Source organism: Streptomyces sp. NBC_01451, from assembly GCF_036227485.1.
Taxonomy (GTDB): domain Bacteria; phylum Actinomycetota; class Actinomycetes; order Streptomycetales; family Streptomycetaceae; genus Streptomyces.
The window spans coordinates 3139839-3154011 of sequence record NZ_CP109479.1; the positions used below are offsets into that span (position 1 = coordinate 3139839).

13 protein-coding genes are annotated in these 14173 nt (G+C 70.6%); 7 read left to right on the plus strand and 6 right to left on the minus strand.

From position 1 onward, the window contains the following. Position 1: 1 nt before the first annotated feature. On the minus strand, positions 2-2449 hold the full coding sequence (locus OG595_RS13285) for a transglycosylase domain-containing protein (RefSeq protein WP_329271465.1): 2448 nt from the start codon (positions 2447-2449) through the stop codon (positions 2-4). Between the two features lie 246 nt (positions 2450-2695). On the opposite strand from OG595_RS13285, the gene OG595_RS13290 reads away from it, so the two are divergent. The 5 genes from OG595_RS13290 (at position 2696) to OG595_RS13310 (ending at position 7613) form a co-directional block, all read left to right on the plus strand. Further along, positions 2696-3625, plus strand: a complete 930-nt coding sequence (locus OG595_RS13290) for an SPFH domain-containing protein (protein ID WP_329271468.1) — start codon at positions 2696-2698, stop codon at positions 3623-3625. Then, on the plus strand, positions 3622-3909 hold the full coding sequence (locus OG595_RS13295; RefSeq protein WP_329271470.1) for a hypothetical protein: 288 nt from the start codon (positions 3622-3624) through the stop codon (positions 3907-3909). The genes OG595_RS13290 and OG595_RS13295 overlap by 4 nt, the downstream gene beginning before the upstream one ends. 115 nt (positions 3910-4024) lie before the next feature. Further along, the gene (locus OG595_RS13300) at positions 4025-4552 is read left to right on the plus strand and encodes a PadR family transcriptional regulator (RefSeq protein WP_164315716.1); all 528 of its coding nucleotides are present in this window, start codon (positions 4025-4027) and stop codon (positions 4550-4552) included. Beyond that, positions 4549-5250: an ABC transporter ATP-binding protein gene (locus tag OG595_RS13305; RefSeq protein ID WP_329271475.1), complete on the plus strand. Its 702-nt coding sequence runs from the start codon at positions 4549-4551 to the stop codon at positions 5248-5250. The genes OG595_RS13300 and OG595_RS13305 overlap by 4 nt, the downstream gene beginning before the upstream one ends. Then, positions 5247-7613: an ABC transporter permease gene (locus tag OG595_RS13310; protein WP_329271478.1), complete on the plus strand. Its 2367-nt coding sequence runs from the start codon at positions 5247-5249 to the stop codon at positions 7611-7613. Before OG595_RS13305 ends, OG595_RS13310 begins: the two co-directional genes overlap by 4 nt. Before the next feature lie 132 nt (positions 7614-7745). Here the strand turns inward: OG595_RS13310 and OG595_RS13315 are convergent, their stop codons facing one another. From OG595_RS13315 to OG595_RS13330, 4 genes are all read right to left on the minus strand, one after another. Continuing rightward, positions 7746-8174 carry a hypothetical protein gene (locus OG595_RS13315; protein ID WP_329271480.1) on the minus strand — a complete coding sequence of 143 codons (429 nt, stop codon included), beginning with the start codon at positions 8172-8174 and terminating at the stop codon, positions 7746-7748. A gap of 7 nt (positions 8175-8181) precedes the next feature. Then, positions 8182-8580 (minus strand): roadblock/LC7 domain-containing protein, encoded by a 399-nt coding sequence (locus tag OG595_RS13320; RefSeq protein WP_329271482.1) that lies wholly within the window; start codon positions 8578-8580, stop codon positions 8182-8184. Between the two features lie 80 nt (positions 8581-8660). Then, positions 8661-9680 carry a MarR family transcriptional regulator gene (locus OG595_RS13325; protein ID WP_329271484.1) on the minus strand — a complete coding sequence of 340 codons (1020 nt, stop codon included), beginning with the start codon at positions 9678-9680 and terminating at the stop codon, positions 8661-8663. 237 nt (positions 9681-9917) lie between these two features. Further along, a complete protein-coding gene (locus tag OG595_RS13330) occupies positions 9918-10871 on the minus strand; it encodes a hydrogen peroxide-inducible genes activator (RefSeq protein WP_329271486.1) in 954 nt (317 codons plus the stop codon). A gap of 84 nt (positions 10872-10955) precedes the next feature. Here OG595_RS13330 and OG595_RS13335 point away from each other — a divergent pair, with 84 nt between their 5' ends. After that, a complete protein-coding gene (locus tag OG595_RS13335; protein WP_329271488.1) occupies positions 10956-11489 on the plus strand; it encodes an alkyl hydroperoxide reductase in 534 nt (177 codons plus the stop codon). 153 nt (positions 11490-11642) lie between these two features. Further along, positions 11643-12581 (plus strand): M56 family metallopeptidase, encoded by a 939-nt coding sequence (locus OG595_RS13340; RefSeq protein WP_329271491.1) that lies wholly within the window; start codon positions 11643-11645, stop codon positions 12579-12581. Positions 12582-12651: 70 nt separating this feature from the next. Here the strand turns inward: OG595_RS13340 and OG595_RS13345 are convergent, their stop codons facing one another. Further along, a complete protein-coding gene (locus tag OG595_RS13345; protein ID WP_329271494.1) occupies positions 12652-14133 on the minus strand; it encodes an AI-2E family transporter in 1482 nt (493 codons plus the stop codon). Positions 14134-14173 lie beyond the last annotated feature (40 nt).

Sequence of the window (14173 nt, forward strand, 5' to 3'; positions counted from 1 at the left end):
CCTACTGGCCGGCGCCCGGGTCCGGCGGATCCAGGGTGATGTCCCCCGACCCGCCCGTGGGGGTCGCCGCCGGGGTCGACGGGGTCACGGACGGCGTCACCGAAGGAGTGACCGACGGGGTCACGGACGGCGTCACCGAGGGCGTCACCGACGGGGTCACCGAGGGCGTCACCGACGGGGTCACGGACGGCGTCACCGAAGGAGTGACGGACGGGGTCACGGACGGCGTCGCCGTGGGCTTCACGCCCGCGCCCAGGGTGGTGTCCAGGTCGAACTTGGTCACCTTGCCCATCGTGCCGAAGGTGTACGTCGCCCAGATCTTCGCCGGGTAGCCACCGCCGTTGATCCGGCCGCCGCCCGCCTGGATGAGGCCCGTGGCGCCCGTCAACGAGACCTGCTTGTTGGCCTTCGTGTCCTCGCCGAACAAGCCGACCGAGGTGACCAGACCGGGCGTGTAGCCGGTGAACCAGGCCGACTTGTTCTCGTCGGAGGTGCCCGTCTTGCCGGCCACCTGCTGGCCCTTGCGGTTCTTCGCCTGGGCCACCGAGACCTTGGCCGTACCGTCGTCGACCACGCCCGTCAGCACCGACGTGACCGTGTCGGCGGCCTCGCGGGTGATGACCTGCTCGCCGATCGGGGAGTCGAACTCGACCGTACGGTCCTTGTGTTCGGCCGACTTGATGACGGCCGGGGTGACCTTGCGGCCGTGGTTGTCGAAAGTGGCGTAGACGGCGGCCATCTCCAGCGGGCTCGCGCCCATCGTGCCGAGGGTCTGCGCGGGCACCGCCTGCAACCCGGTGGTGTCCAGGCCGAGTTCGTCCGCGACCTTCATGACCTCGGACATCCCGACGTCGACGCCCATCTGCGCGAACACCGAGTTGATCGACTTGTTCATCGCGGTCTGGACGGTGACGTTGCCGTAGTCCGAGTCGTCCTCGTTGGGCGGGCCGAAGCCGACCTTCTTGCCGTCGTCGACGACCTGCCGGCCGCTCGTGCCGTCGTACTTGGTGTCCGGGGTGATCAGATCGCCGTCCTGCGTACGCGCCTGCTCCTCCATGGCCGCCGCGAGGATGATCGGCTTGAAGGTGGACGCGGGCTGGTAGTCACGCCGGGTCGCGTTGCTGATGTAGTGCTTGAAGTAGTCGGTGCCGCCGTACAGCGCGAGCACCCGCCCGGTCTTCGGGTCGACGGACGCGGCACCGGCCTGGACGTTGCCGTCGACCTTGCGCTTCTTCGCGTCGAGCTTGCTGGTGAGCTGGCTCTTGACGGCCTCTTCCAGCTCGGTCTGCTTCTTCCGGTCGATGTTGAGCGTGATCGTCCAACCACCCTTGTCGACCAGCGCGTTCGCGCTGTTGGTGTCGTCCGCCGTGCCGTCCGCGACGAGTTGCCTGGCGAGCTCGGCCTTGGCGGCGTCGACGAGGTAGCCGGTCTGGCCCTCCAGCCCCGGGGCACCCTTCGGGTCCTTCGGCACCGGGAACTTCATGGCGTCGCGCTCGGACTTGTCGAGCCAGCCCTCCCCGACCATGTTGTCGAGTACGTAGTTCCAGCGGGCGGTGACCAGCTTCTTGCCGGTGTCGGAGGCGACGGCCCAGTCGTACTGGCTCGGCGCCTGGAGGAGCGCGGCGAGGTACGCGCCCTGCGCGACGGTGAGCTTCTTGGCGTCGACGCGGTAGTAGGCCTGGGCGGCGGCCTGGATGCCGTAGGAGTCGCGGCCGTAGTAGTTGGTGTTGATGTAGCCGGCGAGGATGTAGTCCTTGGTCTTCTGGCGGTCCACCTTCAGCGAGATGACCAGTTCCTTCAGCTTGCGCGAGATGGTCTGGTCCTGCTCCAGGTAGTAGTTCTTGACGTACTGTTGGGTGATCGTCGAACCACCCTGCTTGCCCTTGCCGGAGAGCGTGTTGATCAGACCGCGGGTGGTGCCCTTGAGGTCGACGCCGGAGTCCTTGTAGAAGGACTTGTTCTCGGCCGCGACAAAGGTCAGCTGGACCTTCTTGGGCACCTCGCTCAGGTCGACGATCTCGCGGTTGACCGTGCCGGTGCGGGCGAGGACGGTGCCGTCGCTGTACTTGTAGACGTTGCTCTGCTTCTCCGCGGCGGCGTTGCCCGCGGGCACGTCGATCATCATGTACAGCACGAGGAACGCGCCCATGCCGAGCAGCAGGAAGCCGAAGAACGCGCCGAGGATCTTCTTCCAGGTGAAGAGCCGACGGAGAAAACTCTTACCTTCCTTGCCGTTCTTGGCACTCCTGCCGCGCGCCGCCGCCCTGCTCGCTGCCCTGCCCGTGGTTCCCGGCTCGGCCACCGGCGCGGTCGCGGTCGCGAGCCCGCCCTCGGTACCGGTCCCCGCTCCGGTATCGGTCTCGGTCGTCGCATTCCTGGAGGAGCGCTTGGGCGCCGCGCGGCGGCCACCGCGATGCTGCCGCGCTCGTCTCTCGTCCGCTCGTCCCATGGGTCGCTTCGCTCCGCTTCCTTCTTCACACAGGTTCGTGGCACAGGTCAGCTCAGAAAACTAACACCGGCGGATAAGACGACGAGCTTTCGATCCCCTCTTTTCCGGACGTGACAATCAGCACCTGCCTCACAGGTACCGACTGCTGGGGGCTGCGGAAGGTTGCCGAACCTACTAAAGTGATATCACTTAGCTAGAATCCTGCTAAGCTCCGGCAACGACAGCCACGAAACGGGGGAACCAGCCATGACCACGCACGACTCCACTCCGCCCACCGATCCCGACGTCGATCTGCCCGACATGCCCGACCCACAGGTCCGGGAGTTCGCGGCCCACAGCATCGGGGGCGGACTCGCCCTCCTCCTCGGGCTGACCGGACTCCTGGCGGCCGTCTTCCTGTTCGCCGCCGGTTCGGTGAACCCGGGATTCCCCGCGGGAGGTGTCGTCGTACTCGTCGCGGCTCTCATCTCGCTGCGCGGGCTCAACACGGTGGCGCCGGGTGAGGCCCGGGTGGTCCAGCTCTTCGGGCGGTACCGGGGAACGATCCGGCAGGACGGGCTGCGCTGGGTCAACCCGTTCACCTCCCGCACGAAGATCTCCACCCGGGTCCGCAACCACGAAACGGCCGTCCTCAAGGTCAACGACGCCTACGGCAATCCGATCGAGCTCGCCTCGGTCGTGGTCTGGAAGGTCAAGGACACCGCACAGGCGACGTTCGAGGTGGACAACTACATCGAGTTCGTCGCCACTCAGACCGAGGCGGCCGTCCGGCACATCGCCATCGAGTATCCGTACGACGCCCACGAGGAGGACGGGCTCTCGCTGCGCGGCAACGCCGAGGAGATCACCGAGAAGCTGGCCGTCGAGCTGCACGCGCGCGTGGCGGCGGCCGGTGTCCACATCATCGAGTCCCGCTTCACCCACCTCGCGTACGCTCCCGAGATCGCCTCGGCGATGCTCCAGCGGCAGCAGGCGGGGGCGGTCGTCGCGGCGCGACGGCTGATCGTCGACGGCGCGGTGGGGATGGTCGAGGCCGCGCTCGCCCGCATCGCCGAGCAGGACATCGTGGAGCTGGACTCCGAACGGAAGGCGGCGATGGTGTCGAACCTGCTGGTGGTGCTGTGCGGCGACCGCGCGGCGCAGCCGGTCGTGAACACGGGGTCCCTGTACCAGTGAGCGCCCCTTCCGGGGGTCCGGCCGCCGAGAACCCCGAACGTCCCGAGCGTCCCGCGCGTCGGCCGCAGCAGCAGCGCAAGCAGGTGCTGCTGCGGCTGGACCCCGCCGTGTACGAGGCACTGGCGAGGTGGGCCGGCGACGAGCTGCGCTCGGCCAACGCACAGATCGAGTTCCTGTTGCGGCGGGCGCTGGCGGAGGCGGGGAGGCTGCCGGGGGAAGCGGGGCCGATCCCGCGCCGCGGGCGGCCACCCGGGGGCTCCGCCCCCGAACCCCCGTCGGCCTGAAAGGCCTCGCCCTCACCCGCCGGACGGGCCGATCATGCCCCCTCCGATCCATGCACAGCGATCTATGCACAGCAGGTATACACATCACGTATACCTGCTGTGTATAGTCCTCCCCATGTCCATCGGTCACACCCTTCTGGGACTCCTGGAGTCCGGCCCGCGACACGGTTACGACCTGAAGCGGGCCTTCGACGAGAAGTTCGGTCAGGACCGCCCGCTGCACTACGGGCAGGTCTACGCGACGATGTCCCGGCTGCTGAAGCACGGACTCGTCGAGGTCGACGGGGTCGAGTCCGGCGACGGGCCCGAGCGCAAGCGGTACGCGATCACCGACGCCGGGATCACCGACGTGGAGCAGTGGCTCGCGACGCCCGAGAAGCCCGAGCCGTATCTGCAGTCGACCCTCTACACCAAGGTCGTCCTCGCGCTGCTCACGCACCGGAACGCCGCCGACATCCTCGACACGCAGCGCGCCGAGCACCTGCGGATGATGCGCATCCTCACCGACCGAAAGCGCCGGGGCGACCTCGCCGACCAGCTCGTCTGCGACCACGCCCTGTTCCACCTCGAAGCCGATCTGCGCTGGCTGGAACTGACCGCCGCGCGTCTGGACAAGCTCGCTCTGGCGGTGACGTCCCGATGACCTCTCCGAAGAGCGCTCCTCCCGGTTCCCTGCTCGTCGCGAGCGAACTGCGCAAGGCCTACGGCCCGACCAACGCGCTCGACGGCGCCGAGTTCTCGATCCACCCCGGCGAGGTCGTCGCCGTGATGGGCCCGTCCGGGTCCGGCAAGTCGACCCTGCTGCACTGTCTCGCCGGGATCGTGCCGCCCGACTCCGGGTCCATCACGTACAACGGCCGCGAGATGGCCGGCATGAGCGACGGGCAGCGGAGTCAGCTGCGGCGCACCGACTTCGGGTTCGTGTTCCAGTTCGGGCAGCTCGTGCCGGAACTCACCTGCGTCGAGAACGTGGCGCTTCCCCTCCGCCTCAACGGGACCTCCCGCAAGGAGGCCGAGCGGACCGCGCTGTCCTGGATGGAGCGGCTGGAGGTCGACGACCTCAGGGGCAAGCGGCCCGGCGAGGTGTCCGGCGGCCAGGGTCAACGGGTGGCTGTCGCACGGGCGTTGGTCACCAGCCCGCGGGTGCTGTTCGCCGACGAGCCCACCGGCGCCCTCGACTCGCTCAACGGCGAGCGCGTGATGGAGCTGCTCACCGAGGCGGCCCGGTCGACCAACGCCGCCGTCGTGCTCGTCACGCACGAGGCACGGGTGGCCGCCTACTCGGACCGCGAGATCGTCGTACGGGACGGAAAGTCGCGGGACATGGAGCGCGTCGTATGAGTGCTCGACGGGGGGACCTCCCGCGCGAGCGGAGCCGCGCGTGGGGGCGGAGCAGGGACCTGGGCATGGGGATCCGGTTCGCCTTCACGGGCGGGCGCGAGGGCTGGGGCCGGGTCCTGCTGACGGCCGTCGGGGTCGGGCTCGGGGTGGCGCTGCTGCTGCTGACGACCGCCATCCCGAGCGCCCTGTCGGCCCGGCACGAGCGCGAGAGCGCCCGGACGAACATCATGTACGTCGACAAGCAGATGCCGAAGGCCGACAACACGCTGCTCGTCGCCGTGGCGGACACGACCTACCGCTCCGACGACATACGCGGGCGGGCACTGGAACCCGAAGGCGTACGGGCGCCCCTGCCACCGGGGGTCGACAGGTTCCCCGCGGTCGGGGAGATGATCGTCTCGCCCGCTCTCGAACGGCTGCTGAAGTCCGGCGACGGCAAGCTGCTGCGGGAGCGGCTGCCCGACCGGATCGTCGGCACCATCGACGGCGACGGGCTCAGGGGACCGGCCGAACTCGCCTTCTACCGGGGCGCCGACCATCTCGCGGAGCGCCTCACCAACGGTGTGAACACGCGGATCAACCGGTTCGGGGATCTGAATCCGAGTTCCGAGGGGATGGACCCCGTCCTGCTCCTCCTCACCCTCGTCGTCTTCGTGGTGCTGCTGATGCCGGTCGGTGTCTTCATCGCCACGGCCGTACGGTTCGGCGGTGAGCGGCGCGACCGGCGGCTGGCCGCCCTGCGGCTGGTCGGGGCCGACGTCGGGATGACCCGGCGGATCGCCTCGGGCGAGGCCTTCGCGGGCGCCGCGGTCGGGCTCGTCCTCGGCGCCGTCTTCTTCCTGATCGGCCGGCAGGCCGCGGGCCACGTCGAGATCCTCGACATGAGCGTCTTCCCCAGCGATGTGAATCCGGAGCCCGCGCTGGCCGTCCTGGTCGGCGTCACGGTGCCGGTGGCGGCGGTGCTGGTCACCCTGTTCGCACTGCGCGGAGTGGTGATCGAACCGCTCGGCGTGGTGCGTACGGCCCGGCCGCCGCGCCGCCGGCTGTGGTGGCGGCTGCTGATGCCGCTGGGCGGGGTCGCGGCGCTCTCCCCCATGATCGGACAGGGCAACGACGCCGGGCAGTTCAACGACCTCCTCGTCATCACCGGTGTCACGCTGCTCCTCATCGGGGTGACCGCGCTGCTGCCCTGGGTCGTCGAGGCGGCCGTCGCCCGGCTCGGCTCCGGCGGGCTCTCCTGGCAACTGGCCGTCCGACGGCTCCAGTTGAGCAGCGGTACAGCGGCTCGCATGGTGAACGGCATCGCGGTGGCGGTGGCCGGTGCGATCGCGCTGCAGATGTTCTTCGCCGGGGTCTCCGGTGCCTACACGACCGCGTCGGACCAGGACCTCGACCGGGCCCAGATGGAGTTCAGCGTTCCCGACAACGTCTCCCCGGCCTCGGCGGCCCAGCAGCTCTCCAGCACCAGGGGCGTACGGAAGATCACCGTGATCTCCTTCGCCTCGGTCGGCGAGAAGGCCAAGGACCCGGAAAACTATGTTGAGTTGACCATCGGCGACTGCGCCGCCCTGCGTGAGATGGGCCGTCTGCCCTCGTGCCGCGACGGCGACGCCTTCACCGTGCGGGGCGCCGAGTACGACACTCAGACGCCCCGACTGGTCAAGCCGGGACGGGAGTTGTGGATCAGCCCGGACTACACGCAGTCGGCGAACCGGTCGGTCGCCTGGACGGTGCCTGCCGGCCTCAAACAGTCCGGTGTGCGCGAGGACCCGTCCGGGAGCGAGCACGGCGGCATCCTCGCCACGCCGGGTGCCCTGCCCAAGGAGATCGTGGCGCGGGCGGCCGGCCGGATCTTCATCGGCATCGATCCCGGGGTGCCGGACGCCCGCGACCGCGTCCGCAACACGGCGGCGCTGATCGATCCCCTCACCTCGCCCGACACCTGGACGTCGAGCGATCGCACCAAGCAGTTCAACTCGATCCGCACGGGCCTCTTCGTCGGCGCGACCTGTGTCCTGCTGCTGATCGGGGTGAGCCTGCTGGTCTCCCAGCTGGAGCAGTTGCGCGAGCGCCGGAAGCTGCTGTCGTCCCTGGTCGCCTTCGGCACCCGGCGGCGCACCCTGAGCCTGTCGGTGCTGTGGCAGACCGCGATCCCGATCGGACTGGGGCTGGTGCTGTCTTCGGCGGTGGGGCTGACCCTGGGCTCCGTCCTGCTGAGGATGACGAGCAGGTCGGTCCACGTCGACTGGGGCGCCGTACTGATGATGACCGGCATCGGCGCGGGCGTCGTGCTGCTGGTGACGGTGCTGAGTCTGCCGCCGCTGCTGCGGCTGATGCGGCCGGACGGTCTGCGCACGGAGTAGCGCCTCCGCGTCCGCCCGGTGCCCACGCGGTGCCCGCCCCCGACGGGCCCCTCCCCCGGACCTCGGTCTGCTGGGGAGGGGCCCGTCCGCGATCCGCTCAGCCGCCCTCGGTTCCTCGCGGATCCGGTCCTTTCAGAGGCTGTACTCCTTGACCACCCGCCGTACCTGGGCGAAGAGCATGCCGACGTTGACCGACTTGCGGCAGACGACCACGGCGACGACGTCCTGCTGCTCGTTCAACCGCACGAACAGGTGAGTGAGGTTCTCGCTGTTGACGAGAATCTCCTGGAAGAAGTGCTGATCGCCCGGGGTGCCCCGCCGTTCCTTGAAGACGTCCTCGATCATCACGACCGTACGGCCCTGGAACAGGTCGAGGGTCGCGCCCGCCAGCAGGTCGAGGACCTCCGGCGGATGGTTGTCGACCGTCTCGTAGGACAGCAGCATCCCGGTGGACATGTCGACCACCCCCGACGCGACACACTCGGGGGCATCTGTACGGAGCGCCTTGACCAGGCTCATGACCTGGTCGGAGAAACCTGTGGTCATGCGTTTCGTCGCCATCCTTCCTTCACACTCCTTCGGTCGCCACGGCTGATTCCGTCGCGGTGAGGATCGAGCCGATACGGCGCAGCGCCGGCTGGGTAGCACGGTGCAGCCGGTCCAGGTCGACGCCCTCGTCTCCGAGTACGACCATCAGCGCGGTGTCCCCGACTGCGTAGAACGCGGCGCAGCCCTGGCTGCCGTAGGTGACCGTCCGGCGCAGGGTGCCCCGGCCGGTCGCCTGGGCCGCCCGACGGGCGAGGCCGAGTCCCGCGGCGGCGATGGCGGCGAGGCTCTCGGGGTCGATCGACTCGGCGGTGTCCGCCGCGATGAGCAGTCCGTCGGTCGCGGCGATCGCCGTGTCGGTGATTCCGTCCACTTTTTCGCGCAGGTCGCGCATTTCCATGGCCAGCGCTTTGTGGTCCATGTACTCAACTCCCCTATGGGTTTCTATGAATTTCTACGGGTTTCCATGAGCTTCCATGCGTCTCTGCGTTCTGTCGGGACTTATTTGGCGGTTCCGTTCCTCATGCGAAAGAACCCTTTCCAGCTCGCCCCGCGCTTTTCCGGGGCGAGAGATTCGGTGATGCCACTGGCGCCGGGGTCGCGGCGGGGCAGTGCGGGCGCGGAGGCGGGAGCCTGCGGTGGCGCCGCCGGCCGGGGAAGCGGCTGCGCGTCGGCGGCGAGGACGGCGGCCAGCGCGGTGACGACGGCCGGGTCGACGTACGGGATCGGCGGAGGTGGCGGGGCCGGTGGCGGCGGGGGCGGCCTGCGCTGCCACAGACCCCCCTCCGGCACCCGTACGACCGGCAGCGGCGCGGCCCCCTCGGTGCACTCCAGGAGCCCGGCACCGAGCATCCGGGCCAGCTCGACCGTCACCGTGTACACCCCCCGTCCGGTACGGAACGCGAGGTCACGGGCGGTCCGGCGGCCGTCGGCCTGGGCCAGCAACTCCTGCTGTACGGGGGTGAGCTGGCCCTCGTCCACCGCGGCCGGCGCCGAACTCGGGCTCGGGCGCTCGCGGTTAGGGCGTACCGGGTGGGACAGGGCGGCGAGGGCGGCCAGTTTGCGGTTGGCGTCCTGGAGCAGGCGGATCGGGCCCTCGCCCACGGGGACGGGGGCGAGGGGTTCGGCCCCGAGGTCGCGTTCGCAGGCGTCCACGCGGCCGGCGACGATCGCGAAGACGGCGTCCCGCAACGCCATCATGCAGACGACCCGCAGCTGGGCGGCGCCCGCGTACCCGTGCCTGATCAGTTCCGTGCCCGGCCAGCGCGCTCCCCCGGCCTCGCGGACCAGCTCGGCCCACTCCTCACCGCTGATCCGGCGGGAGCGCAGCAGCAGCGCCTCGGGGCCGGGGGCGCCGGGGCTCTCCGCGGCGACGACGAGTCCGCGCCGGAGATGGAAGGTCCCGCCGGGGCTGCCGGCCGCGCGCAGTGCCCCGGTGAACTCCTCGCGCCCGCACTCGGCCAGGGCGTTCAACAGCAGGTCGTAGCCGATCCGGCCAAGGGAATCCGGGGACGCGTACACGGATTCGGATTCGGGATCCGGGGCGGATGCGGATACGGAATCGCGGATGACCGACATCACTCCCCTTGGCCTTGCTCATCGGCATTTCGCACAGACGCCTGACGCGTAGCACTGAGGGGGTATGTGTATCAGTCCGGGCGCATATTCAGACCGGTGTCTTGTTACCTGACGGAAGTTGAAGTCTCTCGCCGTTCAACGGTCTTTGTTCGACGCTCATTTGATCGAACTGTCACTCTTTTAGTCGCCCCAGACCCGTACGGGCAACGGCCGCAGCGCCTCCCGCAGGGCCGCCGCGAGTTCCTCGTACTCCACGCCCCGCACGGCGCCCGCGCGCATCGCGAGGCCGATCCGGCGGGCCGGGGCCGGGGCGGCGAACCGGCCGGTGCGGAGCTGGTCGCCGCGCCCCGCCTCGACCCTGACGGCGGTGTGCGGCAGCAGCGTCACACCGAGGCCGCCGGCCACGAGCTGGACGAGGGTGGACAGACCGGCGGCCGTGGTGGAGGCGGGGGCGTCCGCGCGCCCGGCCTCCCGGCAGATGTCGAGCGCCTGGTCGCGCAGACAGTGCCCCTCGTCGAGAAGGAGCAGGTCCAGGTCGCGCAGCGCCTCGCGCGGGATGTCCGTGTGCCCGCCGAGGGGATGGCCGAGGGGTGTGACGAGCACGAAGTCCTCGTCGAAGAGGGGCAGTTCGACGATGCCGGGCAGCCCGGTCGGGACGGCGATCAGGAGCAGGTCGAGGCGGCCGGTGGTGAGCCCGTCGAGGAGTCCGGCGGTCTGCTCCTCGTGGACCTGGAGGTCGAGGTCCGGGTAACGGTCGTGGACGAGGCGCAGGACGGTGGGCAGGAGGTAGGGCGCGACGGTCGGGATCACGCCAAGCCGCAGGGCCCCGGTGAAGGGCGCCCGCACGGCCTCGGCCTCCTCCATCAGCGCGGCCACCGACTCCAGCACGGCCCGGGCGCGTACGGCGAGCCGCTCACCGGCTGGCGACAGCAGCACCCTGCGGGTGGTGCGTTCGACCAGGGTGACGCCGAGGGCCTCCTCCAGCGCGGAGACGGCGCCCGAGAGCGCGGGCTGGCTCATGCCGATCGCGGCGGCGGCGTCCCGGAAGTGCAGATGCTCGGCGACGGCGGCGAAGGCGCGCAGCTGGGCGAGACTGGGCCGGCGGCGCCCGTCGGTGTTCCTGGCCGCGGTCATGCCCACACTCCACTCGACTGATAGGTTTCACTGATCAAGGCGACCGAGTGTAGCGATTCCTCTGATCAATGGCGGTGGGTGGGTATGGGCCTCGCGGAACTGAAGTCCGCGCTGCCGGACTTCGCGGCGGACCTGCGTCTCAATCTGGGGTCGGTCGTCGACGGCTCCGGGCTCACCCCGCAGCGGCTGTGGGGCACCCTGCTGGTCTGCGCGATCGCGTCCCGCTCACCGCGTGTGCTGCGCGAGCTGGGTCCGGAGGCCAGGGAGCACCTCTCCCCGGAGGCGTACACGGCCGCCCGGTCGACCGCGGCCATGATGGCGATGAGCAACGTCTTCCACCGCACCCGCCATCTGCTGTCCGACCCGGAGTACGGGCGACTGCGCGCCGGTCTGCGGGCCAACGTGCTCGGCGACCCGGGCGTCGAGCGGACCGACGTCGAGCTGTGGTCGGTGGCCGTGTCGGCGATCAACGGGTGCGGCGCCTGTCTCGACGCGCACGAGCGGGTGCTGCGGGGTGCGGGCGTCGACCGGACGACGGTGCAGGAGGCGTTCAGGATCGCGGCGGTCGTCCAGGCCGTCGGCACGACGCTGGACGCGGAGGCGATCCTCGCCGAGTAGCCGCCCGGCCGACCGCGTGACTGCCCGGCTGGGCGGGTGACTGGACGCGGCAGGCGGTACGTCCGACAATGGGCGGACCCTCACTCCGTTCGTCGCCGCCTCGTCGTACCGGCCGCGAGGACCGTCCTCCTCCGACTGAGGGAGCCACCCGCAATGACCGTCGCCCTGGCGCTGATGGCCGCCGTCGCCCTGACCGCCGCCGCCGTCCTGCCGCGTGTGCTGACCCGGGCCGGCTGGCCCGACCGGGAGCCGGTGCTGGGGCTGTGGGTGTGGCAGTGCCTGGTCTCCACCGTGCTGGTGTGCTGCCTCGCCGCGCTGCTGCTGGGTGCGACGGCTGCGTTCGGGACCGTCCGGGCCCACGCCTTCGCGCCGACGCCGCCCTCGGTCACGGCCGCCTACAAGGTGGGGCAGGTGCCCGTGTGGCTCACCGTACTGACGCTGCTGCTGGCCTGCGGGGCGGCCTGGACGGTCGCCATGCTCGCCCGGGAACTCGCCGAGGCGCGCAGGCGGCGCCGGCTGCGGCGCGTCCATCTGCGGGAGCGCGCGCCGGACCTGCCCGCCGGATTCCCGGCCGCCAAGGGGCCGCTGCTGGTCCTGGAGGACGAGTACCCGGACGCCTGGCTGCTGCCCGGCCCGACACCCCAGCTCGTCGTCACCACGGGCGCGTTGCGGCGGCTGTCCGACCACGAGCTGGACGCCGTACTCGCCCATGAACTCGGTCACGCCCGCGCCCGCCACGACTGGCTGCTGCATCTCTCGCAGGCGCTGGCCACCGGCTTCCCGCGCGTCCCGGTCTTCACGCACTTCCGGGACCAGACGCATCGCCTGATCGAACTGGCCGCCGACGACACCGCGTCCCGGCGCTGCGGCCACCGCACCACCGCGCTCGCCCTGATCGAACTCAACCGGCACCGGGGCGTGTTGTCCTGCGCGTGCACCCGCGGGCAGCTCGGCGACCGGGTCGAGCGTCTCCTGGCGCCCCCGCCCCGCCTGGACGCGCCGTATCGCGCGGCGACGACGCTCGCGGCGGCCCTGGCACCGCTGATCCCGCTGCTGATCGCGCTGGGCCCGGCCCTGAAGGTCCTCAACTGACCCGCTGAGAGGGCGCCGTCGGCGGACGCCCACGCGGGGGGGGGCGGCAGGTCGAGTGCGGACCCGCGGCCTAGGAAGGCGGCGGTTCGTCGGACGGCGGCGCTTCCCGCTCGGGCCGCGCGGCAGCCTGCTGGGCCCTGTTCAGCGCGATGTCCACCGCCGTGGATCCGTGCGGCTTCGGTGCGTGGCGCAGCACGTCCGTCGCGTTGTTGTAGGCCTGGGAGTACACGCGCAGATAGCCGACGACCGTGTTCGTCACCGCGACCAGCGGTACGGCGACCACCGCGCCGCCGATCCCGGCCACCATGCCGCCCGCCGCCACGGACAGCACGACCGCCAGCGGGTGGACCCGGACCGCCCGGCCCAGGATGAACGGCTGCAGGACGTGGCCCTCGATCTGCTGCACGGCCAGCACCACCGCGACCACCAGCACCGCCGTGAACACGCCCTGGGTCACCAGCGCCACCACCACCGCGAGGGCGCCCGAGGCGACCGCGCCGACCAGCGGGATGAAGGAGAACAGGAAGATGAAGACGGCCAGCGGGACGGCCATCGGCACGTCCAGGAAATAGATGCCGATACCGATGAAGATGGCGTCGATCAGAGCCACTATCACCGTGCCCCGCACATACGCCGTCAGCGTGCGCCACGCTCGCGGGCCCGCGCCGGCGACACCGGGCCGGGCCGCCGCCGGGACCAGCTTCAGCGTCCACTCCCAGATGCGCTTGCCGTCGTAGAGGAGGAAGAGGGTCGAGAAGGCGGCCAGCAGTATGCCGGTCAGCGCCTCGACGATGACCGTGACGCCCTCCAGGCCCATCGACGTGATCTGGTCCGTGTTGGCACCGACCGCGTCGCGCAGGTTCTCGGCGATCTTGTTGATCTGCTTGTCGGTGACGTGGAAGGGGCTGCGGAGCAGCCAGTTGCGCAGTTCGTCGATGCCGTCCTGGACCTGGTCGGCGAGGTTGTCGATGTTCTCCATGACCTGCCAGGTCACGAACCAGCCGATCAGCCCCATCACGACGAACCCGAGGACCGCGGTGAGCGCGGTCGCGGGCCCGCGCGGCACGCCCCACCGGATGAGGCGGGCGACCGTGGGCTGGAGGAGCGCGGTGATGAGCAACGCCACCACGAAGGCGAAGACGACGAGCTGGACCGCGCCGATTACCTGCATCAGCACCCAGAGGGTGCCCGCGAGCACCAGCAGCCGCCAGCCCGCCTCGGCCGCGACCCGTACGCCCCACGGAACGACGGAGGCGGGCTCGGGCCGGACGGCGAGCATGCCCGGGCCCGTCGGGGTGGTGGTCGTGGCCGCGCGGGGAGGCTGCTCCTCCCCTTCGTACTCGTACTGGGGCTGGTGCTGTTGGTGCGGTTGCCGGCTCTCGGGCGGCGAGGTGTCCGGCAGTGAGGTGTCCGGCGGCGAGGGAGTGCCGTACGACGGGTCCCCGTCGTCCGCGTGCTCCTTCTCCACCTCGGCCCGGCGCGCGTCCAACCGCTCACCCATCTCGGTGAGCCGGACTCCGACCCGGCCGAGCCACTGCGGCACTCGCGACATGATGCGCCCTCGTCCCCCGTATCTCCCTCTGCCCATCCTT